The sequence below is a fragment of the Nocardia sp. NPDC004415 genome, assembly GCF_053602435.1.
The window spans coordinates 159,593-180,078 of sequence record NZ_JBSGDP010000002.1 but is presented as its reverse complement, the minus strand read 5'-3'; the positions used below and the strand labels follow the sequence as shown (position 1 = coordinate 180,078).

19 protein-coding genes are annotated in these 20,486 nt (G+C 69.8%); 11 read left to right on the top strand and 8 right to left on the bottom strand.

Translation table 11 applies throughout. The features are described from left to right. The first annotated feature begins 64 nt into the window (after positions 1-64). Complete coding sequence (locus ACWEMY_RS01975) at positions 65-1,351, top strand: LCP family protein (protein WP_452388476.1); 1,287 nt, start codon at positions 65-67, stop codon at positions 1,349-1,351. Between the two features lie 6 nt (positions 1,352-1,357). Here ACWEMY_RS01975 and ACWEMY_RS01970 read toward each other — a convergent pair whose 3' ends face one another. Then, entirely contained in the window at positions 1,358-1,606 is a 249-nt protein-coding gene (locus tag ACWEMY_RS01970; RefSeq protein WP_375936541.1) for a hypothetical protein, read from the bottom strand. 99 nt (positions 1,607-1,705) lie between these two features. Continuing rightward, positions 1,706-1,966, bottom strand: a complete 261-nt coding sequence (gene rpsT / locus ACWEMY_RS01965) for a 30S ribosomal protein S20 (RefSeq protein WP_375936538.1) — start codon at positions 1,964-1,966, stop codon at positions 1,706-1,708. A 393-nt stretch (positions 1,967-2,359) separates the two neighbouring features. Here rpsT and ACWEMY_RS01960 point away from each other — a divergent pair, with 393 nt between their 5' ends. From ACWEMY_RS01960 to ACWEMY_RS01945, 4 genes are all read left to right on the top strand, one after another. Beyond that, positions 2,360-3,895, top strand: coding sequence for a circularly permuted type 2 ATP-grasp protein (locus ACWEMY_RS01960; RefSeq protein WP_452388504.1), 1,536 nt, complete (start codon positions 2,360-2,362; stop codon positions 3,893-3,895). Between the two features lie 5 nt (positions 3,896-3,900). Then, positions 3,901-4,878 carry an alpha-E domain-containing protein gene (locus ACWEMY_RS01955; protein ID WP_452388475.1) on the top strand — a complete coding sequence of 326 codons (978 nt, stop codon included), beginning with the start codon at positions 3,901-3,903 and terminating at the stop codon, positions 4,876-4,878. Further along, positions 4,875-5,717, top strand: coding sequence for a transglutaminase family protein (locus ACWEMY_RS01950; RefSeq protein WP_452388474.1), 843 nt, complete (start codon positions 4,875-4,877; stop codon positions 5,715-5,717). Before ACWEMY_RS01955 ends, ACWEMY_RS01950 begins: the two co-directional genes overlap by 4 nt. A 64-nt stretch (positions 5,718-5,781) precedes the next feature. After that, positions 5,782-6,531, top strand: coding sequence for an aquaporin (locus ACWEMY_RS01945; RefSeq protein ID WP_278262858.1), 750 nt, complete (start codon positions 5,782-5,784; stop codon positions 6,529-6,531). Between the two features lie 46 nt (positions 6,532-6,577). Here the strand turns inward: ACWEMY_RS01945 and ACWEMY_RS01940 are convergent, their stop codons facing one another. After that, positions 6,578-7,129: a type II toxin-antitoxin system PemK/MazF family toxin gene (locus ACWEMY_RS01940; protein WP_452388473.1), complete on the bottom strand. Its 552-nt coding sequence runs from the start codon at positions 7,127-7,129 to the stop codon at positions 6,578-6,580. A gap of 70 nt (positions 7,130-7,199) precedes the next feature. Between ACWEMY_RS01940 and lepA the strand changes: the two genes are divergently transcribed. Then, complete coding sequence (lepA, locus tag ACWEMY_RS01935) at positions 7,200-9,083, top strand: translation elongation factor 4 (RefSeq protein ID WP_452388472.1); 1,884 nt, start codon at positions 7,200-7,202, stop codon at positions 9,081-9,083. A gap of 5 nt (positions 9,084-9,088) precedes the next feature. Here the strand turns inward: lepA and ACWEMY_RS01930 are convergent, their stop codons facing one another. The 3 genes from ACWEMY_RS01930 to ACWEMY_RS01920 are packed head-to-tail and all read right to left on the bottom strand — an operon-like array spanning position 9,089 to position 11,399. Next, positions 9,089-10,303 (bottom strand): HAMP domain-containing sensor histidine kinase, encoded by a 1,215-nt coding sequence (locus ACWEMY_RS01930; protein ID WP_452388471.1) that lies wholly within the window; start codon positions 10,301-10,303, stop codon positions 9,089-9,091. Between the two features lie 14 nt (positions 10,304-10,317). Beyond that, positions 10,318-11,004, bottom strand: a complete 687-nt coding sequence (locus ACWEMY_RS01925; RefSeq protein ID WP_452388470.1) for a response regulator transcription factor — start codon at positions 11,002-11,004, stop codon at positions 10,318-10,320. Positions 11,005-11,039: 35 nt separating this feature from the next. Then, positions 11,040-11,399 (bottom strand): hypothetical protein, encoded by a 360-nt coding sequence (locus tag ACWEMY_RS01920; protein WP_452388469.1) that lies wholly within the window; start codon positions 11,397-11,399, stop codon positions 11,040-11,042. A 275-nt stretch (positions 11,400-11,674) separates the two neighbouring features. Here ACWEMY_RS01920 and ACWEMY_RS01915 point away from each other — a divergent pair, with 275 nt between their 5' ends. Together ACWEMY_RS01915 and ACWEMY_RS01910 are read left to right on the top strand one after the other, a co-directional pair. Further along, positions 11,675-13,672, top strand: coding sequence for a hypothetical protein (locus tag ACWEMY_RS01915; RefSeq protein ID WP_452388468.1), 1,998 nt, complete (start codon positions 11,675-11,677; stop codon positions 13,670-13,672). A 59-nt stretch (positions 13,673-13,731) separates the two neighbouring features. Continuing rightward, entirely contained in the window at positions 13,732-15,534 is a 1,803-nt protein-coding gene (locus ACWEMY_RS01910; protein ID WP_375936357.1) for a P-loop NTPase family protein, read from the top strand. Between the two features lie 3 nt (positions 15,535-15,537). Here ACWEMY_RS01910 and ACWEMY_RS01905 read toward each other — a convergent pair whose 3' ends face one another. Then, complete coding sequence (locus ACWEMY_RS01905; protein ID WP_452388467.1) at positions 15,538-17,517, bottom strand: glycoside hydrolase family 15 protein; 1,980 nt, start codon at positions 17,515-17,517, stop codon at positions 15,538-15,540. 112 nt (positions 17,518-17,629) lie between these two features. Between ACWEMY_RS01905 and ACWEMY_RS01900 the strand changes: the two genes are divergently transcribed. After that, on the top strand, positions 17,630-17,872 hold the full coding sequence (locus ACWEMY_RS01900) for a hypothetical protein (RefSeq protein WP_375936351.1): 243 nt from the start codon (positions 17,630-17,632) through the stop codon (positions 17,870-17,872). 93 nt (positions 17,873-17,965) lie between these two features. Here the strand turns inward: ACWEMY_RS01900 and ACWEMY_RS01895 are convergent, their stop codons facing one another. Next, complete coding sequence (locus ACWEMY_RS01895) at positions 17,966-19,015, bottom strand: M48 family metallopeptidase (RefSeq protein ID WP_452388466.1); 1,050 nt, start codon at positions 19,013-19,015, stop codon at positions 17,966-17,968. A 74-nt stretch (positions 19,016-19,089) separates the two neighbouring features. On the opposite strand from ACWEMY_RS01895, the gene ACWEMY_RS01890 reads away from it, so the two are divergent. After that, positions 19,090-19,179 (top strand): Ms4533A family Cys-rich leader peptide, encoded by a 90-nt coding sequence (locus ACWEMY_RS01890; RefSeq protein WP_019045829.1) that lies wholly within the window; start codon positions 19,090-19,092, stop codon positions 19,177-19,179. A 212-nt stretch (positions 19,180-19,391) separates the two neighbouring features. Continuing rightward, positions 19,392-20,441 (top strand): sulfate ABC transporter substrate-binding protein, encoded by a 1,050-nt coding sequence (locus ACWEMY_RS01885; RefSeq protein ID WP_452388465.1) that lies wholly within the window; start codon positions 19,392-19,394, stop codon positions 20,439-20,441. Positions 20,442-20,486 lie beyond the last annotated feature (45 nt).

Sequence of the window (20,486 nt, the reverse complement as noted above, 5' to 3'; positions counted from 1 at the left end):
GCACCAATTCGCGATCCGATCGCGATCTTGCATCGCTCCTGCCGCTGGCAGAGTCGACCACGACATGGACGAGCCGACCGCCAGCCGAATCGATGAGCGCGCACGAGGCCGACGCGCTCGTCGATCGGCGGGGGACTGGGCCAGGGGGATCGGGAAGGGGATCGCCGCCGGACTGTCGGCGGCGATCGTCGCGGTGACGGCGTACGGCTGGTCGACGGCGGGCAACTTCGACGCCGGCTTCCTGCGCTCGTACGCGCTGGGCGAGGACGCCCCGCACTCACTCGGCGGAGACCTCAACATCCTGCTGATCGGCCTGGACACCCGCCGCGACCAGAACGGCGACGAGCTACCACCCGAGGTCCTCGAACAACTCCACGCCGGAGACGGGGACGAAGGCGGCTACAACGCCAACACCCTGATCCTGGTGCACATCCCGGCCGCCATGGACAAGATCGTCGCGGTCTCCATCCCGCGTGACGACTACGTACCGGTCAGCGGCATCCCCGGCTACACCCACGCCAAGATCAAGGAGGCGTACGGGCTGCGCAAGGCCGCCGTGCAGGACCAGCTGATCGCGCGCGGGGTGACCGACCGGCGCAAGCTCGAGCAGGCGGGCCGGGAAGCGGGCCGCGCCTCGATCGTCGGGGCGGTGCGCGATCTGACGGGGGCACCGATCGACCGTTTCGCCGAGATCACCCTGGCCGGGTTCTACGATCTGGCCGACGCGCTGGGCGGGGTGGAGGTGTGCCTGAACCAGGCGGTCAGCGACGAGGAGTTCTCCGGTGCCGACTTCCCGGCGGGCCGTCAGCACCTGGACCCGGCGCAGGCGCTGGCCTTCGTGCGGCAGCGGCACGGCCTGGACAACGGCGACCTGGACCGCACCCACCGCCAGCAGGCCTTCCTCACCTCGGTCGCCCGGCAGCTGCACAGCGCGGGCACCCTCACCGATCCGGGCAAGCTCTCGGCGCTGATGGATGTGGCGCACCGCAATATCGTGCTCTCCGACGGCTGGAACATGGCCGACTTCGTGCGCACGCTGGGCAGCGCCGACAATCCACAGGTCGAGTTCCGTACCCTGCCGGTGCTGCGCTACGACGTGATCAACGGCCAGGACGTGAACATCGTCGACCGCGCGGCCATCCGCCGCGAGATCGCGACCGCCTTCGGGACACCGTTCGCCGACCCGACGCCGACCACCACGACCCGGCGGCACACCCCGCCCGCGGCCCTGCCCGCGGAGGCGACCACCGGCAGGCAGACCGGTACGACCAGCTCGGTGACGGAGACCCCCGACGCGGGCAGACCGGTCCGCAGCGACATCACCTCGGGGGAGATTCCCTGTGTGAACTGACCCGGATCACTCGCCGACCAGGGCGAGCTGCTCTTCCTCGTCGTCCTCGAGATCCTCGTAGCGGCCCTCCCACTCCTCGTAGAGCGGAACCTCGTCCTCGCGGGTGACGATCCAGGCCGCGGAGTAGCCGCCCTCCTCGTCGGGCACCATCACGTTCTCGATCTTGAGACCGAGCCCCAGGATCTCCGCGGCGCGGATCACCTCGGCCAGGTCGTCGCCTCGTACCACCGTCTGATTCGCGTAGACCGTCAACATGCGGCGAATGGTAGCCGACGACAAAAGCCGCCGTGGTCATCGAGGCCACGGCGGCTGCGTCTTGCGAAGTATTGCTGAGCGGGATCGAGCCCGCTCCGATCAGATCTTGTTGAGAGCCAGCGCGAGCGCGGACTTCTTGTTGGCCGCCTGGTTGGCGTGGATGACGCCCTTGGAAGCGGCCTTGTCGAGCTTGCGGCTCGCGAACTGCAGCTGCTCGGCAGCCTTTTCCTTGTCACCGCTCGCAGCGGCGTCACGGAAGTTGCGGATCGCGGTGCGCAGCGCGGACTTGACCGACTGGTTGCGCTTGCGCGCCGCCTCGTTGGTACGGATCCGCTTCATCTGGGACTTGATGTTGGCCACGCCTGTATCCTCTGGTTTCCTGTCGCTGGGTGGTAGGTCTTGAAAGCTCGTCGGGCGCGCGCCCACGATGCAGCAGATGGTGCTGAACTACGGGTAACACCGCGCCGAATGTCGAGGTTACCAGCTCGGCAGCGACGGGCGAAATCGGCCCGGATCCGGTGGACCGTCCCGCTGCCCTATTTCACCCGTTTCAGGTGATGCAAGAAATTTACCTGTGTCTCACAGAACCCTGCTGTCGGGTGATGCACAGTTTTTCCCATGACCTCCACCACAGCGCCGAGTACAGGTCGATCAGCAGCACCGGCGTCGGTGGGATCGACCGCACAGCCGAGCGCGCAGACCGGGCTGTTCGACGGGTACGGGCCGGGCCGCTTCGCCGACGCCTTCGACGAGATGTTCGACGCGGCGGGCCGGGTCCGCGCGCCGTACAAAGGCATTCACGCGGCGATGGCGGCCATCGACGTCGACGACCTCGCCAAGCGGTCCGACGCGCTGGACCGCGCCTTCATCGACCAGGGCATCACCTTCTCGCTGTCGGGTCAGGAGCGCCCGTTCCCGCTGGATCTGGTGCCCCGGGTGATCGCTGCCGCGGAGTGGGCCAAGCTCGAACGCGGCATCAAACAGCGGGTGACGGCGCTGGAGTTGTTCCTGGCCGACATCTACGGCGAGCAGAACATCCTGCGCGATCAGGTGATGCCCAAGCGGCTGGTCACCTCCTGTGAGCACTTCCACCGGGAGGCGGCCGGGCTGGTGCCGCCCAACGGGGTGCGCATCCACGTCTCCGGGATCGACCTGGTGCGCGACGAGCGCGGCGACTTCCGGGTGCTCGAGGACAATCTGCGCTCACCGTCGGGGGTCTCCTATGTGATGGAGAACCGCCGCACCATGGCGCGGGTCTTCCCCGACCTGTTCTCCTCGCACCGGGTGCGCGCGGTCGGCGACTACCCGGGGCATCTGCTGCGCGCGCTGCGGGCCTCGGCCGCGCCCAACGAGGCCGATCCCACCGTGGTGGTGCTCACCCCGGGCGTACACAACGCCGCCTACTTCGAGCATTCGCTGCTGGCCAGGCAGATGGGGGTGGAGCTGGTCGAGGGACGCGACCTGTTCTGCCGCGACAATGTCGTCTACATGCGCACCACCGCCGGGGAGCGGCAGGTCGACGTGATCTACCGGCGCATCGACGACACCTTCCTCGATCCGATGCACTTCCGGCCCGACTCGGTGCTCGGCGTGGCAGGCATCCTCAACGCGGCCAGGGCGGGCAATGTGGTGATCTCGAGCGCGGTGGGCAACGGCGTCGGTGACGACAAGCTCATCTACACCTATGTGCCCACGATCATCGAGTACTACCTGGGCGAGAAACCGGTGCTGCCCAATGTCGACACCTTCCGCTGCTGGCTCGACGACGAGCGCGAAGAGGTGCTCGACCGGGTGGGTGAGCTGGTGGTGAAGCCGGTGGAGGGGTCGGGCGGCTACGGGATCGTCATCGGGCCGGACGCGGGCCCGCGCGAACTGGACGCCGTGCGGCGCAAGATCAAGGCCGACCCGCGCGGCTGGATCGCCCAGCCGGTGGTGCAGCTCTCGACCGTGCCGACCAAGATCGGCAACGACCTGGTGCCGCGGCATGTGGACCTGCGCCCGTTCGCGGTCAACGACGGTGACGACATCTGGGTGCTGCCGGGCGGGCTCACCCGCGTCGCGCTGCCCGCGGGCTCGCTGGTGGTGAACTCCAGCCAGGGCGGCGGCAGCAAGGACACCTGGGTGCTGGCCGGGCGCTCGGGTCCGGTCGAGCGGGAACTGGCGGGCTCGGAACTGGTGAGCGACCCGCCCCAGGCCGACTCGTTCGAGATCGGCCGCGAGCTCAGCGCGCCGCAGGCCAATCAGCAACAGCAGCAACAACAACAGACGCAGCGGCTGATCGGGGAATAACAGACATGCTTGCTCGAAACGCCGAATCCCTCTACTGGATCGGCCGATACGTCGAGCGCGCCGACGACACCGCGCGCATCCTCGACGTCGCCGTGCACCAGCTGCTCGAAGACGCCACCGTCGACGCCGACCGCACCTCGCGGGTACTGCTCAAGGTGCTCGGCATCGAAGCACCCGAGGGCCTGCGCCTCGACGTGTGGTCGGTGACCGACCTGGTCGCGTTCAGCCACGACCACGGCGTCTCGATCAGCGACTCCATCGCCAAGGCCCGCGAAAACGCCAGGGGCGCCAGGGAAGTCACCTCCAGCGAGATGTGGGAGTGCCTCAACGCCACCTACAACGGCCTGCCCGCGGCCGAACGCGCGGCCCGCGGACTGGGGCCGCACGAGTTCTTCTCCTTCATCAAGGACCGCGCGGCGATGTTCACCGGCCTGACCGACTCGACACTGAGCCGCGACGACGGCTACCGCTTCCTGCTGCTGGGCCGCTGCATCGAACGCGTGGACATGATGGTGCGCCTGCTGCTCTCGCGCGCGGGCGACCGCACCTCCTCACCCGCCTGGGTGACGGTGCTGCGCTCGGCCGGTGCCCACGACACCTACCTGCGCACCCATCGCGGCGCCCTCGACGCGGCCAGGGTCGCCGAGTTCATCCTGATCGACCGGCTCTTCCCGCGCTCGGTGTTCCACACGCTGCGCGTGGCCGAGGACTGCCTGACCGAGCTCGACCAGCGGCCGGGCAGCCGGGTCGGGGCACGGCACGAGGCCCAGCGGGTGCTCGGCCGGGCGCGCAGCGAACTGGAGTTCCTGCCGCCGGGGGTGCTGCTCGAAGACCTGCAGAGCCGCCTGCTCGCCCTGCAGAAATGCTGCCGCGAGGTGAGCGAGGCGGTCTCGCGCCAGTACTTCCACGCCGCCCCGTGGGTGGCCTGGACCGATGTCCGCCGCAACCAGGACGCGCGCGTGCCGGTGGAGGGAGAACTGTGAGCTGGCGGATCAGGGTGGTGCACACCACCGGATATGTCTACGACGCGCCGGTGACGCGTTCGTTCAACGAGGCCAGGCTCACGCCGCGCGCCGACAGCAGGCAGAACGTGATCCTCAATCGCGTCGAGACCGTGCCCGCCACCAGGGCCTATCGCTACACCGACTACTGGGGTACCGCGGTCACCGCCTTCGACCTGCACGCGCCGCACACCGAACTCGAGGTGACCGGGTCCTCGGTGGTGGAGACCGAGCCCTTCGCCGAACCGGCCGGTGAGCTGACCTTCGAGGACCTGCGCGGCGGCCGGATCGTCGACCGGTTCGACGAGATGCTCAGTCCCACCGCCTATGTGCCGCACGACCGCAAACTGGCGACGGTGGCCAGGCAGCTGTCCCGGGGCGAGCCGCCGGCCAAGGCGGTGGTGCGCGCCGCGGAGTGGGTGCACAAGGAGATGGACTACATCGCGGGCACCACCTCGGTGCACACCTCCGCGCCCCAGGCCTTCGCCGAGCGACGTGGTGTCTGCCAGGACTACGCGCACCTGACGCTGGTGTTGTTGCGCAGCATGGGGATTCCGAGCCGCTACGTGTCGGGGTATCTGCATCCCAAGCCGGGTGCGGCGATCGGGGAGACGGTGGCGGGGCAGTCGCACGCCTGGATCGAGGCGTGGACCGGGCAGTGGTGGGGCTACGACCCGACCAACAATCTCGCCGTCAACGAGCAGCACGTCTCGGTCGGCGTCGGGCGCGACTACGCCGACGTGCCACCGCTGAAAGGGGTGTTCTCCGGGGGCGGCTCGACCGATCTGGAGGTCGTTGTGGAGGTCACCCGGCTCGCGTAATCTCCGAGAGGATCGTGCGGGACCCCGCTGGTCGCGGGGTCAGTCCTCTCGAAGGCGGTGGGCGATGACCGAGGTTGTGCCGGATACCAAGAAGTGGGCGGCCGAGGGACTGGGCACGTTCGTCCTGGTGATCGGTGGTGTCGGCACGGCGGTGCTGGCGGGGGAGCGGGTCGGCGCGCTCGGGGTGGCGCTGGCCTTCGGTCTCACGCTGATGTTCCTGGTGTACGCGCTCGGGCCGATCTCGGGGTGCCACGTGAACCCGGCCGTCACCCTGGGGCAGTTGCTGCTGGGCCGTATCTCACCGCGCAACGCGGGGTTCTACGCGCTGTTCCAGATCGTCGGCGCGCTGCTGGCCGGGCTGGTGCTGTTCGCCATCGCCAACAATCTGCCCGCCTATGACCGGCCCGTCGACGGGCTCGGCGCCAACGGCTGGGGCGCGCACAGCCCGTCGGCGGTGACCGGGCCGCTCGGCGAGGTGGTCCTGCAGAACGGCTACGGGCTCGCGGCGACCATCATCATGGAGGTGATGCTCACCGGCGTGCTGGTGTTCGTGGTGCTGGCCTCGACCGACCAGATCTCCGACGCGCCGCTGGCGGGCATGTCCATCGGCGCGGCGTTCGCCATCGTCAACCTCGTGGCGATCCCGGTGGACAACGGCTCGGGCAACCCGGCGCGCAGCATCGGGGTGGCGCCGTTCCAGGACGGGGCGATGGGGCAACTGTGGGCGTTCATCCTGTTCCCGCTGATCGGCGGGGCGCTGGGCGCGCTGGTGTACGGGCTGATCTTCGGGCGATCCAAGGAGATCGCCGCCTGATCGGGCAGGGCGAACCCCGGTCCGGGCGGATCGGGGTTCGCGGCGGTCAGCTCCAGTGGTATTCGGCGACGAGCCGGTGCGCGACCAGGTCGAAGGTCTTGCGTTCGACGATCGCGCCCTCGCGCCGGATGCCGTCCTCGGGGACGTCGAGCACCCGGTCCAGCCGCACCCAGCTGGGCCTGCCGTCGTTGTCCCAGGGCCCCGACCCGATGCCGACCCAGTTGCGGTCGTGCGCCCGTTCGGCTTTGGACGACAGCATCAACCCCAGCAGGGTCTTGCGGTCGCGGCCGACCACCAGGACCGGGCGGTCCTTGCCGTTGGTGGGGTCTTCTTCGAAGGGCACCCAGGTCCAGACGATCTCCCCGGGATCGGCGCGACCGTCCAGTTGCGGGCAGTAGACGATCTGACGGGCGCGGTGCGCGGTGGGCACCGGAGTGGAGGCGGTCGGTCGACCGGCGACGGCGGGACCGGGCTTGCTGCCCAGCGCCTCCACCAGCTTCTCCAGCAACCGCGGCCCTTGCTTGCGCACGATCTTCGGCCCCTGCTCCTTGGCGATCACGCCGAGCTGCTTGCCGAGTGTGTTCCAACTGCTGGCCATCCCTGAAATATAACGGTGCCCCGGCGCTTCGGTGCACCGGTGACAGGGCCACCGATCCGGCCATGGGACGATGGACCCAGTTCGCCGATACCCCTCGAGGAGTGGAGTGGCTTCCAGCTTTGCCGACACGACGTTCACCGATCCGTCCCGGATCAGGAACTTCTGCATCATCGCGCACATCGACCACGGCAAGTCGACGCTGGCCGACCGGATGCTGCAGCTGACCGGTGTGGTCGAGGAGCGCGCGATGCGTGCCCAGTACCTGGACCGGATGGACATCGAGCGTGAACGCGGCATCACCATCAAGGCGCAGAACGTGCGCCTGCCCTGGAACGTCGACGGCGAGGACTATGTCCTGCACATGATCGACACCCCGGGCCACGTCGACTTCACCTACGAGGTCTCGCGTGCGCTCGAGGCGTGTGAGGGCGCGATTCTGCTGGTCGACGCGGCCCAGGGCATCGAGGCGCAGACGCTGGCGAACCTGTACCTGGCGATGGAACGCGACCTGGCGATCATCCCGGTGCTGAACAAGATCGACCTGCCCGCCGCCGACCCGGACCGCTACGCCGCCGAGATCGCCCACATCGTGGGCTGCGAGGCCGACGAGGTGCTGCGCGTGTCGGGCAAGACCGGTGCCGGTGTCGACGCGCTGCTCAACAAGGTGATCGCCGAGGTCCCGCCGCCGGTCGGCGACGCCGAGGCCCCGGCCCGCGCGCTGATCTTCGACTCGGTCTACGACACCTACCGCGGCGTGGTCACCTACGTGCGTGTGGTCGACGGCAAGCTCACCCCGCGTCAGAAGATCAAGATGATGTCCACCGGCGCGCAGCACGAGCTGCTCGAGATCGGCATCGTCTCGCCCGAACCCAAGCCCACCCAGGGCCTGGGCGTCGGCGAGGTGGGGTACCTGATCACCGGTGTGAAGGACGTGCGTCAGTCGAAGGTCGGTGACACCGTCACCTCCGCGCGCGACGGCGCCGCCTCGGCGCTGGCCGGCTACCAGGAGCCGCGCCCGATGGTCTACTCGGGCCTGTACCCGGTCGACGGCTCGGACTACCCCGACCTGCGCGACGCGCTGGACAAGCTGCAGCTCAACGACGCGGCGCTGACCTATGTGCCGGAGACCTCGGTCGCGCTGGGCTTCGGTTTCCGCTGCGGCTTCCTCGGCCTGCTGCACATGGAGATCACCCGCGAGCGGCTGCAGCGCGAGTTCGGGCTCGACCTGATCTCCACCGCGCCCAACGTGATCTACCGGGTGGTCATGGAGGACGGCACCGAGCACGTCGTCACCAACCCGTCGTACTGGCCCGAGGGCAAGGTGCGCCAGACCTTCGAGCCGGTGACCAAGTGCACCGTGATCGCCCCGAGCGAGTTCGTCGGCACCATCATGGAGCTGTGCCAGAGCCGTCGCGGCGAGCTGCTCGGCATGGACTACCTGTCGGAGACGCGCGTGGAGATGCGCTACACGCTGCCGATGGCCGAGATCATCTTCGACTTCTTCGACTCGCTCAAGTCGCGCACCCGCGGCTACGCCTCGCTGGATTACGAGGAGGCAGGCGAGCAGTCCTCGGCGCTGGTCAAGGTGGACATCCTGCTGCAGGGTGAGGCCGTCGACGCGTTCAGTGCCATCGTGCACAAGGACGCCGCGCAGGCCTACGGCAACAAGATGACCACCAAGCTGCGCGAACTCATCCCGCGCCAGCAGTTCGAGGTGCCGATCCAGGCCGCGATCGGCTCCAAGATCATCGCGCGCGAGAACATCCGCGCGATCCGCAAGGATGTGCTGGCCAAGTGCTACGGCGGTGACATCAGCCGTAAGCGCAAGCTGCTCGAGAAGCAGAAGGAAGGCAAGAAGCGCATGAAGACCATCGGCCGGGTCGACGTGCCGCAGGAAGCCTTCGTGGCGGCGCTGTCCTCCGACGCCGCCGCCGACAAGCCCAAGGGCAAGTAGCCGTTTCAGTCCCGCTCGGCCGGGACACGGACCAGTAGCCGTGTCCCGCCGAGCGGACTGTGGGTGAGTTCGGCGCTGCCGCCGTGTAATTCGGCCTGCTGGCGGACCAGCGCGAGGCCGAGGCCGGAGCCGGGGGAGCCGGGCCGTTTGACGAACCGGTCGAACGCGCTGGCCGCCAGGTCATCCGGGATGCCCGCGCCGTTGTCGTCGATGGTGATCTCGATCTGCTCGCCGCCGCGCCGGGCGCTGACCGCGATGGCGTCGGCGTGGCCGTGGTGCACGGCGTTGGCGATGCCGTTGGTGACGATCAGCATGATGCCGCCGGGCAGGCCGGTCAGCGGGACCGGATCGCAGGCGGCGAGGGTGATGTCGACTCCGGGCTGGGTCCGGCGCGCGTTCTGCACGGCTCGGTCCAGCGTCTCGCACAGTTCGAACGGCTCGAACGCGGCCGGTTCGGTGAGTTCGCCGACGGCGAGACGTTCGAGATCGGTGAGGGTGTGCTCGATCTGGCGTTCGGCGGCCAGCACATCGGTGAGCACGGCGCCGCGCTGTTCGGCGGGCAGCTCCGCACCCGCGAGCACCTGCAGGTCGGTGCGCATCGCGGTCAGTGGCGTGCGCAGTTCGTGCGCGCAGACGGCCGCGAAATCGCGGGCGCCGGCCAACGCCTGGCGGGTCTCGGCGTGCGCGGTCTCCAGCCGGGCCAGCATACGGTTGATCGCGTCGGAGAGTTCTTCGGCCTCCCTGGCACCGCGGCCGGACAGCGGTGGGAGTTCGTCGAGGGTGTCGATCTCGTGGGTCGCACCGGCGAGTCTGCGCAGCGGGCGGGCGACGAAACCGGCCAGCACCCAGCCCAATCCGGCCGCGACCAGCACGCCGGTGACGCCGACACCCAGCCCGATGAACTGACTGCGGGTGATCGCGGCACCGACCACATCGCGGTCGGGATCGAGCTGAACCACCAGCCCGGGAGCGCCCTGGACCGGGGCCAGTGCGGTGTCCACGGTGACGGTGTTCGCGTGCTCCGGCAGTGCCGGGGTGCCCGGTAGCGGGAGCGCGGGCGTGAACTCCGTGCCCTCGGCCACCCGCACGTCCATGGTCGAGACGGTGGCGTCGAGCTGGCGCGTGGCCGTCACCCGCAGCAGCGCCGCGTAGGTGAGGCCGAGGGTGATCGCCACCAGCGCGGCGACCAGCGCCGACACCAGAGCGACCCGGGTGCGCAACGACCACGAGTTCCTCACGGCGCCGCCCGCAATACGAAACCGACGCCGCGCACGGTGTGCACCACGCGCGCGACACCGTCGGCCTCCAGCTTGCGGCGCAGATACGAGACGAACACGTCCACCACATTGGTGTCGGTGCTGAAGTCGTAGCCCCAGACCGCGGACAGGATCTGCTCGCGCCCCAGCACCATTCCGGGATGGCGCGCCAGCATCGCCAGCAGCTCGAACTCGCGTTTGGTGAGCTCGACCGGCTCGCCGCCGGCGAACACCCGGTATCCGGCCAGGTCGATCACCACGGCACCGACCTGCACCGTCGCGCCACCGCCGGTCGCGGGTCTGCGCCGCAGCAGCGCGCGCAGCCGGGCGACGAGCTCGCCGAGGTCGAACGGTTTGGTCAGGTAGTCGTCGGCGCCTCGTTCGAGCGCGGCGATGCGGTCGCTGACCGCGCTGCGCGCGCTGAGTACACAGATCGGGATGTCGTTGCCCATCGCGCGCAGCGCGGTGACCACCCCGACGCCGTCGAGCTCGGGCATGTTCACATCGAGCACCACGGCGTCGGGTGCGGCCGAGCGCACCAGGGTGAGCGCCGCCGCGCCGTCGGCCGCGGTGATGACGTCGAAGCCCGAGAGCTCGAGGCCACGACGCAGCGACGCGAGCACTCTGACCTCGTCGTCGACGACCAAGATCTGCTGTCCGGTCATCCGCTCACCCTAGTGCGATCCATCATCGAGCCAGGTCAGCGACGGAGCTCGAGCACCGGCGGGGTGAGCGGGGTAGTGGACCCGTCGACGTCGACCCGCACGCACCGGCCGTCTTCGAGCGGGACCGCCGAGCCGGGATCAGCGGGCTGGGCCGGGAGGAACTCGGCCTGGCCCTGTTCGAAGGTGATGGTGTCCGAGAACTGGCCGCCCTCGGTCAGGGCCGGCTGGCCCGGCGCGGTGCAGACCACCATCGAATGATCCGCGCCGGGGGCAGCCGGGACGGCGGGCCCGGGCGGGGTGGCGGCGGCCAGTCCCGCGGCGGACGTGGTGAGCAGGGCGGCGCCTGCGAACAGGGCGGCGGCGCGGGCGCGACGGCGGGACGTGATGGCGATCATATTCGTCTCCTGAAGTGGGATTTCTCCGACCTCTCCGGCCGGTGTCCCCGACGCTAAGCAGCCGATCTTCACGCTGTATTGATCAATCGTTAGGGTTCTCTGGGGATCTGGATCCCCCTGTTTTCGGTGGCTGGCCCAAAGCTGTCGCTCGCCATAGGGTGATGCGGGACGTTCTGGACGAAATGACAGTGCGGCCTTCCGGAATTAGTGTTGGATGATTCTCACTTCGCCTCGATCGGGTGGGGACAACAGCGATGCGAGTGTTGGAGCTTGTGATGACGCGTGATCTGCCTATCGACGACGGTGCCGCGCGCGCAGAGGATGCGGACGTGGCGGGCGGCGACACCGCCTACCGGGTCGCCAACGGGGTGGCCCGCGTCGCCAGGGCCGGTGCGTATGTGACCGGTGGCGCGCTCGTCGCGGCCAACGGCACCACCCCCGAGCACGGTTCCAGCACCGCCGACAGCCGGTACGCGGGCTGGTCCTCGCACGTCTCGCCCGATCCGGACCCGGATGTGCCCAGCCCGATCGTCACTTTCCCGGATCTGGCCTACGAGCCCGAGCCGCCGGTGATCCCGCACATGCCCTTCGGTGGGCAGCAGCCGCCGATGGACCACGACCTCACCATGGTCGCGCGCACCGCCGAAGCCCCTGCCGAATCGCGGATTCCCGGCGCGGGAGACGAACGTGACCTGCGCATCCCCGGCTCCGGCGAGACCTCCACCGGGATCGGCATCCCCTCGGCCGCCCATCCGCCGTCGCTGCCGAGCTTCGGCCCCGGCGCGGGCGAGGAGGCCGACACCGGCATCGGGCTACCCGGATCGAATCCGGGCATCGGCCTACCCGGGCACGGCATCGGCATTCCCGGCTTCGACGGCCTGCCCGGCGACAGCATGGGCATCCCCGGTTTCGACGGCGTCGGCCTGCCCGGTCTGCCCGGCAACCCGGGGATTCCCGGTGGTTCGGCGGGCGCCGGTGACAACCCGTTCGACGGGATCGGGGATCTGGACGGCCTGTTCGACGGGTTCGGCGCGATCGTCACCTCCGAATGGCAGGTCGACATGCACGCCGGGCTCGACGGGGTGTGGTTCACCTCGCAGATGAAGGTCGACCTGGAGGTCGGCAAGGTCGGCGACCAGCTCGACGATTACGGCCAGTACCTGGGCAGCGGACTGAAGGTCCCCGGGTCCGACACCACGACCGGCGGCACGCAGAACGGCGGCCTGCCGGGTACCTCGACCGGTGGGCCGGCGCTGCCCGGGTCCTCGTCCTCGGGCATCGGCCTGCCCGGCGCGTCCCCTGCGACACCAGCGCCCGTGGGGCCCGCCGTGGCCCCGGTGCCCGCGGCCCCGGCCCCCGCCCCGGCGGCCCCGTTCGCGCAGGCACCCGCCGCCCCGGCCCCGATCGCCCCCGTACCGGCCGTCGCGCCGGCCGCGGTCGCTCCGGTGGCGGTGAGTCCGGTGGTGAACACTCCGCTGCAGACGACGGTCCAGCCCGATGCCGCGTCCAGCCCGATCGCGAACGTGCTCGGTGGCCCCGGGGTTTCCGCGCCCGTCGTGGCGGTTCCCGGCCTGTTCGCCCCGCCGACGCCGACCCAGCCGGTCGTCACGCCCGAGCCCACCGGCGGCACGCACACCTCGACTCCGTCGACGGCGCCGGGTACCACGGCACTGACCGTCCCGACGATCGACCTGCCCACCACCACGGTGAAGGTGCCGCTGCCCACGGTGACCACGCCGCCGACGCCGGACACCACCACGGGCCCCGGCGGCAGCACCGGCTCGCCGACCACCACCGGCCAGGTCACCCCCACCGCGCCCGGCGGCACCGGGACCACCACGCCGGGCACCTCGGGCGGGGTCACCCCGCCCGACACCTCGGACGGGACCACCACCCCGGACACCGGCGGCACGACGACCTCGCCCGGCACCTCCGACGGCGGCGCCGGCACACCCACGACCCTCCCGAGCACCCCGTCGGTCGACGTACCCACCGTCACCCAGCCCACTCACACCGCGCCGACCCAGCAGCCGACACTCGACATCGACACCCCGACGGTGGTCACGCCGCCGACCGTGGTCGCCCCGCCGACGACGCTCGCGCCGGTGAAGCCCCCGGCCGCGGGCACCAAGCCGATCGCCGACGACTTCGATCAGCACGCTGCGGGATACCATGGCGTTTCGGCCGGGTTGTTCGACTCCGGTATCGCCGGGCTCGATCCCGTGGTCACGGTGTTTCCCGTCGATCACCATGGGTATGACTTCGTCATCTGAAATGACGGCGTCTCGCCTTTGCGATACGGCCGGGCACGTGCAACGAGAGTGAGGGACAGTTGTCTGCCGCAGCCGGACTGCAGGCCGCGACGGTGAAGCATCCGGACGTGATGGCTCCGGTCGTGTCGCTGGTCGACGAACTGCGGGAACTGGTCCGCTCGGGTGGCCGCGACGACCTCGACGCCCGCCTCGGCATGGTGCGGGCCCGCCTCAGCGACACCCGGGTACGCCTGGTGGTCGTGGGGGAACCCCAGGCCGGGATGAGCACCCTGGTCAACAGCCTGGTCGGCAGCCCGGTCGCCGCGACCGACGGCAAGCCCAGCGTGCCGGTGATCGTCGAATACGGTCCGACGCCCAGTGCGACGCTGGTCAAGTCGGCCCCGCGCGGCCGGGTCGAACGGGTGCCGGTCGACCCGCAGAACCCGGGTCCCGCGCTGACCACCCTCGGCGTGCTGCGCGCGGAGTTCGCCGAGCCGAGCAGGCTGCTCGCCGACGGCCTGGTCGTGATGGACGCGCCCGGTCCGGTCGCCCGCGAAGGGGCGGCCTGGTCGATGATCGCCGCCGCCGACGTGGTGCTCTACGCTGCCGACGCCGCCGCCGAACTCACCGAGTCCCAGCTGGACTACCTGCGCCGGGTCGAACAGGTGTGTCCGTCGGTGGTCTGCGTACTCACCAAGATCGACCGCAATCCGCACTGGTCGCTGACCCAGCGCCGCAATCGCGCGCTGCTCGACGGTGCCGGGCTGAACTTCGCGGTCGCCCCGGTCTCGGCGTTGCTGCACCAGCGCGCGAGCGACACCGGCAATCAGCAGCTCGACGCCGAGTCCGGCGTGCCCCAGCTCATCGACCACCTGCAGGATCACGTGGTGGCGCAGGCGGATTCGGTCGCCGTCGCGGCCGCGGTCCGCGATATCGCACTGGTCACCGAGCAGCTCTCGGTGACCTTGCGCGCCGAGGCCGACGCCCTGCGCGATCCGCGCCGCCGCGCCGAGATCACCCAGCGCCTGACCGCGGCGCGGGCCGAGGCCGACCAGCTGCGCCAGCGCACCGCGACGTGGCAGGTGACCCTCGTCGACGGCAGCTCCGAACTGGCCGTCGACATCGAACACGACCTGCGGCACCGGCTGCGCACCCTGGTCCGCGAGGCCGAGGCCGAGATCTCGCGCACCGACCCGTCCCGCAAGTGGGACGAGTTCGGCACCGAGCTCGACGCCCGGATCTGCGAGGCGGTCGAGGAGAACTTCGTGATGGCGCACTACCGCGCCGTCGAACTCGGCGAGCAGGTCGCCGCGAAGTTCCCGCCGGACAACCGCACCCCGCCCATGCCCGAACTGCGCCTGACCGACCCCGGCGAGGTGCTCGATCCGGTGCAGCCGCTGGAATCGCTGGAGAGCGCGAAATCCAGTGTGGGACAGCAGGCGATCACCGCGCTGCGCGGCTCCTACGGCGGCATCCTGATGGTCGGCCTGGCCACCAGCCTGCTCGACATGGGCCTGGTCAACTGGTACTCGGCGGGCGCGGGCCTGCTGCTGGGCGTGCACGCGCTGTGGGACGACCGCGGAAACCGCAAGCAGCGCAGGCAGGCCGAGGCCAAGGTCGCCGTCGCCCGGCTCGCCGACGACGTGATCTTCCAGGTGGGCAAGGAATCGCGCACCCGGCTGCGCACCCTGCAGCGGGTGCTGCGCGACCACTACACCGAGATCGCCGCCGAGGTGGCGCGCACCGCCGACGAGGCCCTGCGCGCGGCCGAGGAAGCCGGTCAGCGCTACGGCAATCAGCGCGAGCTGCGCATCACCGAGATCGACGCGGGCCTGCGCACACTGGCCGGTCTGCGCGAGCGCGCGCAGCGGCTCACCTACTGAGGGTCACGACCGCATCGGCGGGGTGTGCGCGGGCTGGAACTGGCCGGCGTTGCGCGAATCCTCGGCCCGGATCACGTGGGTCACCGCGTTGATCAGGGCCAGATGGGTGAACGCCTGCGGGAAGTTGCCCAGGTGCCTGCCCGTGCGGGAATCGATCTCCTCGGCGTAGAGCCGCAGCGGGCTCGACAGGCCGAGCAGCCGCTCGCACAGATGCGTGGCGCGTTCGAGTTCGCCGATCTCCACCAGCGCCGACACCAGCCAGAACGAGCAGATGGTGAAGGTGCCCTCCTCGCCGGTCAGCCCGTCGTCGGTGGTGTCGGTGCGGTAGCGCAGCACCAAACCGTTGATGGTGAGCCGGGTCGCGATGGCCAGCACGGTGGCGCGGATGCGGTGGTCCTCGGGCGGCAGGAACCGGGTGAGCACGGCCAGCAGCAGCGAGGCGTCGAGGGTGTCGCCGCCGTAGGTCTGGGTGAACACGCCCTCGTCGTTCACGCCGTGGGCGAGCACGTCCTCGCGGATCTGCTCGGCGATGTCGAACCATTCCGCCGCGCGCGCCTGCTGCCCGTGCAGCAGCGCCAGCCGGGCGCCGCGATCCAGCGCCACCCAGCACATGATCTTGGAGGAGGTGAAGTGCTGCGGTTCGCCACGCACCTCCCAGATGCCGCGATCGGGTTCGCGCCAGTTGGCGATCGCGGCGTGCACGGTGCGTTCCAGCAGCGGCCACAGGTTCTCCGGCACCTGACCCCGCGATTTCACGTGCAGGTACACCGCGTCGAGCATGGTGCCCCAGATGTCGTGCTGGTCCTGGTCGTAGGCGGCGTTGCCGACGCGCACCGGGAGCGCGCCGTCGTAACCGGACATGCTCGGCACCTCGTACTCGGTGATGCGGCGCTCACCGCCGATGCCGTAGAGCACCTGCAGCGGGAGCGCGTCACCGTTCTCGCCGGTCGTCACGTCGTCGAGGAAGGCGAAGAAATCGTTGGCCTCGCGGTCCAGACCCAGGGTGTACAGGCCCCACAGTGCGAAGCTCGCGTCGCGCACCCAGGTGTAGCGGTAGTCCCAGTTGCGCGCGCCGCCGGGGGTTTCCGGCAGCGAGGTGGTGGCGGCGGCCAGCAGCGCGCCGGTGGGCGCGTAGGTCAGGCCCTTGAGGGTGAGCGCGCTGCGCTGCAGATAGTTGCGCCACGGATGATCGGGGAAATCGCCCTGGGTGATCCAGCGGCGCCAGCTCTCGGTGGTGGCCCACATCTTCTCGGCGGCCTCCTCGAAGGTGGCCGGGGCGGGCAGCTCCGACCAGGTGAGCGCGACGAACACCTGATCGCCTTCCGCCATCCTGGTGCGGGCCCGCGCCTCCCTGCCCTCCAGGCCCAGCCGCAGATCGGTCGTGAGCACCAGCGTGGGGCTCGACTCCGGTGTTCCGGTCGCCCGCGCGGTGGCCTGCTCGTAGACCTTGCCGGTGTACTCCCACTCGGTGCCGCCCTGGTGGTAGTCGAAGGAGGGCTGGCAGCTCATCTCCAGCTCGACCGTCCCGCTGACACACTTCACCGTGCGCAACAGGATGTGTTCGGCGTCCCAGTCCATCGGCGTGCGGCGATAGGTGCGTGAGCGCTGGTCGTTGTTGTGCCACGGCCCGAGCACCAGCGCGTCGCGCACGATCAGCCAGCCCGTCTCGGTCTGCCAGGTGGTCTCCAGGATCATCCCGCCCGGCAGATACCGGCGCGCGGCGGGCACGTTCTTGCCGTACGGGCCGATCCGGAAGTGCCCGGCGCTGCGGTCCAGGATCGCGCCGAACACGCTGGGGGAGTCCGGGCGCGGGACACACATCCACTCCACCGAGCCGCTGCTGGCGATCAGGCAGTTGGTCTCGCAGTCGGACAGGAAGGCGTAGTCGTCGATCGGGGGGAACGCGCCACGGCGGCCACTGCTGGACACCGGGCTCAGGATGGGCAGCAGATCGGCCGGGGCCGGATCGTCGGTGGACGCCATCACCCCATCATCACGGCAGGCGCACGCCCCGTCCACCGGGACGACCGGCCGGTTGTCGTTCCGTGACCAGCACGATCAGGGTCAACGCGGGCGCGGCGGCTAGGCTGGCGGCGTGCACAGCATCGCAGGTTGGTGGGACGGTTTCGAGCTCTGGGTGGCCGGACTGCCGTTCATTCCGCAGTTCCTGGTCGTCCTGGTGGGCATGGTCCCGATCAGCTTCGCCATCGCCTTCCTGCTCGACCGGACCCTGCGCGCGATCTTCCGCGTGCTGCGCCGCGACGACAGCGTCGAGCCGCCCGCGGTCGGCCCGATGCCCGCGCCCGCCCGCCCGACCGTCGGAAGCGGGGCCCGCTGATGCCCCGCTCCCGCGTTCAGCTCGCGCTCGTCGGCCTCCTGGTCCTGGTGATCATCGCCTGGTTCTTCACGCGGTGATGACGGCGCGCCCGCGCTAGTTCTTGCGCCAGTCGTCGAAGCGTTTGCCCAGGTCGGCGACCGTGCGGCCGACTTCCTGGCCGACCGTGTTCACCGCCGAGCCGACATCGCGGCCCAGGTCGCGCACGGTGCGCACCAGCAGGTCCTCGGACTGGTCGAAGCTCTCGCGGTAGCTGCGCGCGGCGTTCTTCACCTCGTCGCTGATGCGGGCGTTCTTGTCGTGCTCGCGGCGCGGGTAGGCGCCGCCGATGACCCGGTCGTACTCGCCGGACTGGATCCAGCGGCGCAGTTCGGCGGCGCGCAGCACCGAGAACGGATGCGACTGCAGTTCCAGGTTGAGCAGCTTGAGCACGCCGTCGCGCAGGTCACCCGAGCGCAGGTAGTCGTCGGCCTGGTCGAGGAAGGCGCCGTGGTTCATCTCGTGCAGCCACGCGCCACCGGCGGTCTTCATGTGCACCCGCACCGAAGCCTCCACGTCCTGGCAGCACAGCAGCCCCGCCCGGTCGCCCGACAGTTCGGACTTGCGGCTCCACTCCATCAGCGCCGCCACGATCGCCCGCAGCGCCCAGCCGCCGACGGGCATCCAGCCCACCGAGGCCGACAGCCGCATCAGGTGCATGAGCATCGTGCGGTACACCGCGTGCCCGGACAGCGCGTGGCCCAGCTCGTGGCCGATGACGAAACGCAGTTCCTCGGTGTCCATCAGTTCGAGCAGGCCGGTGGTGACGACGATGAACGGCTTGTCCATCCCGATGGTGAGGGCGTTCACCGACGGGTCCTGCAGCACGAACATCTCCGGCGTGCTCGCCGCGTCGAGCACGTCGACACAGTCCGCGCGCAGCTCGTGCAGGGTGCGGAACTGGCGCTCGTCGACGCGCACCGCCGTCGCCAGGTACAGCAGCCGGTGCTGACGTTCGCGCAGCAGTCCCGACAGCGCCCGCAGCACGGTGTCGAAGCCGCTGAGCGAGCGCAGCGCCACCAGTGCGGTGCGGTCGGCCGGGTGTTCCCAAGCCCGCGTGCTGATTTCCGGCAAACGCACGCGGATCCGGTCAGGTGCCATGGTCATGGTTCGAAATCCCCCCTCGGTGTGGAACTCTCGTCGATTCGAATCATCATGTCGCAATCTGCTACAGTCTGCCTGTGTCGTCGAGTGTCGCCCCGCAGATCCGCCATGAACTGGCGTTGATCGCTGTCGGCAACCTCGCGGTCGCGGACATCCTCTGTCGATGATCGGCCACCGGACACGTCTGCGCGTTCCTGCCCAGTAGACTGGCGCGCGCTTTTCCTTTCGCAGTCGTAGTCCGAACTCCGGGGGCCAGCAGGCCCGAGTCGCGCCAACTGCCGCGTATCCACCGCGCGGCAGGTCTACCGATCGACATGTGCAAGTCCTCCCCGCGACGAACGACGTTGCCGGGCAGGTCCTTTCCGAAAGGTTCACCCCGATGTCTCGCAACACCTGGATCGGTTCGCGCCGTCGCGCGGCCGCTGTCGCTCTCACTGCTGTCGCCGCGGTCGCCCTGACCGCCTGCGGCGGCGGCGCCAGCGATTCGGTCGACGGCGAGTCGACCGCCGACGGCAGCGGAGGGACCATCAACCTCTACGCCTACGCCGTGCCCAAGCCGGGCTTCGACAAGGTCGTGCCCGAGTTCAACAAGTCCGAGGCGGGCAAGGGCGTGCAGGTGCAGGCCTCCTACGGTGCCTCCGGCGACCAGTCGCGCAAGGTCAAGGACGGCGCCGAGGCCGACGTCGTGAACTTCTCGGTCGAGCCCGACATCACCCGCCTGGTCGACGCGGGCCTGGTCGAGTCCACCTGGAACGCCGACGCGAGCAAGGGCATCCCGTTCGGCTCGGTCGTCACCCTGGTGGTGCGCAAGGGCAACCCCAAGGGCATCAAGGACTGGGACGACCTGCTCGAGCCCGGTGTCGAGGTCGTCACCCCGAACCCGTTCAGCTCGGGCTCGGCCAAGTGGAACCTGCTCGCGCCGTACGCGGCCAAGAGCGAGGGCGGCAAGAACCCGCAGGCCGGTCTGGACTACCTGTCGCAGCTGATCTCGCCCGAGCACGTCAAGGTGCAGCCGAAGTCGGGCCGCGAGGCCACCGAGACCTTCCTGCAGGGCACCGGTGACGTGCTGCTGAGCTACGAGAACGAGGCCATCTTCTCCGAGCGCAACGGCGACCCGATCGAGCACATCAACCCGCCGATCACCTTCAAGATCGAGAACCCGGTCGCGGTGCTCAAGAACGCCAAGAACCCGGCCAAGGCCACCGCGTTCCGCGACTTCCTGTTCACCCCCGAGGGCCAGAAGGCCTGGGCCCGGGCCGGCTTCCGCCCGGTCGACCCGAAGGTCGCCGCCGAGTTCGCCGCCGACTTCCCGCAGCCGACCAAGCTGTGGACCATCGACGACCTGGGTGGCTGGAAGTCCGTCGACAAGGAACTGTTCGCCCAGGACACCGGCAAGGTCGCGGTGATTTACGACCAGGCCACCAGGTAGAGCGTGACCCAGCCCACACGCGATACTGGACAACTGTGACTGACA